Source organism: Myxococcus sp. AB025B, from assembly GCF_006518215.1.
GTDB classification, from domain to species: domain Bacteria; phylum Myxococcota; class Myxococcia; order Myxococcales; family Myxococcaceae; genus Myxococcus; species Myxococcus fulvus.
Genome location: NZ_SRLW01000633.1, coordinates 1 through 1,374, shown reverse-complemented (window position 1 = coordinate 1,374; position 1,374 = coordinate 1). Strand labels below are relative to the sequence as shown.

Below are 1,374 nucleotides of genomic sequence, written 5' to 3'. Positions count from 1 at the left end.
GGCGCGGGGCTGCGCTCGGCGAAGGCGGGGCCGTCGTCACGCATGCCGGAGCGGCGGTCGATCTGCAGGTCCCGGTCGAGGAAGCTCGGCAGACCCGGCAGGGTGGTCTGGGCGGCGGCCTTGGCGCAGGCGGGGCACTCTCCGACGGGCGGCAACAGGGCTCCGCACTTCATGCACTTGGACAACGGACTCTCCTCCGGGATGAGACGCGTCGCCATGAAAAGACGTCCGCACCGAAGGAGCAAGAAAAGTGGCGAGCCCCCGAGGTCCCTCGGTCGAGGAACCGTCAGGGGCTCGTCAACGACAGGCGTCCACCTGTCCCCTGGGGGACAGCCGGTGTGGAGCGCCTCACGCTAGGCGTGGACACGGCGCCGTCCCACCGCTCCGACGATGAGCAGCACGACGATGGCACCCAGCACCGACATGATGAGACCCGAGGGTCGCAGGTCGAAGAGCCGTCCGTCCCGCGTGAAGAGGGACCCGACCAATCCGCCCAGCAGCGAGCCGACCATGCCCAGCAGCGTCGTCGCCAACAGGCCCATGCTCTGCTTGCCGGGGAGGATGGCGCGAGCGATGAGGCCCGCGATGAGGCCGATGATGATGAATGCGATGATCCCCATGAACCCTTCTCCTGTCTGTGGGGACCCGGAAGGTCCCAGATGGTCCAAACGTAGGAATGACCCAGAGAAGGTGGGAACCCGTATGGAACGGGCGCTCGACCGGCCCCCCGCTAACCAAGCTCCCCATCGAGGTGCATCATCACCGCCAGGGCGGCGAGCGCGGCCGTCTCCGTACGGAGGATGCGTGCACCCAACGTGACGGGTCGGGCGCCCTGGGCCTTCAGCGCCTCCACCTCCTCACGGGCGAGTCCCCCCTCCGGCCCCACGACCAGCGCGATGGGCGTGCCCGCGCCCGCGGCCCGGAACGCCTCGCCCAGCGGCACCGCGGACTCCTCTTCGTCCAACACCAACACCACCGTCCCCCGCGCGAGCGCGCGGACGGCGTCACCCAACGCGCTCGGCACCTCGACCCGTGGAACGTCGTCGCGACGACACTGGCGCGCGGCCTCCTCCACGATCTTCATCCACCGCTGGGTGCGCTCCTGCGCGCGCTTGGGCTCAAGCTTCACCACGCTGCGCAGCGTGTCCACCGGGAGGAAGGCGGCCGCGCCCAGCTCCGTCCCCTTCTGCAGCACCCACTCCAGCTTGTCGCCCTTGGGCAGGCCCTGCACCACGCTCACCGCGCGGCGGGGCGGCGCCTGTCGCGACGCCCCCAGGCTCACGCGGACCTCCTCGGCGTCCACGCCGGTGACCTTCGCCTCGAACGCGCGGCCCTTGCCGTCGAAGACCTCCAGCGCGTCACCTTCGCCCAGGC

At 70.5% G+C, this 1,374-nt stretch carries 2 protein-coding genes and 1 pseudogene; all 3 read right to left on the bottom strand.

Going from position 1 to position 1,374, the window contains the following annotated elements; all coding sequences use genetic code 11:
* Window positions 1-218 (bottom strand): annotated as a pseudogene (locus tag FL311_RS43200) (hypothetical protein); the annotation flags it as partial.
* Window positions 219-353: 135 nt separating this feature from the next.
* A complete protein-coding gene (locus FL311_RS43195; protein WP_141333503.1) occupies window positions 354-620 on the bottom strand; it encodes a GlsB/YeaQ/YmgE family stress response membrane protein in 267 nt (88 codons plus the stop codon).
* 110 nt (window positions 621-730) lie between these two features.
* On the bottom strand, window positions 731-1,372 hold the full coding sequence (locus FL311_RS43190; protein ID WP_228557481.1) for a 16S rRNA (uracil(1498)-N(3))-methyltransferase: 642 nt from the start codon (window positions 1,370-1,372) through the stop codon (window positions 731-733).
* Window positions 1,373-1,374 lie beyond the last annotated feature (2 nt).

Excerpts from the sequence above, each read along its gene's own strand:
- FL311_RS43195 (WP_141333503.1), bottom strand. The coding sequence starts at position 620 with ATGGGGATCATCGCATTCATCATCATCGGCCTCATCGCGGGCCTCATC.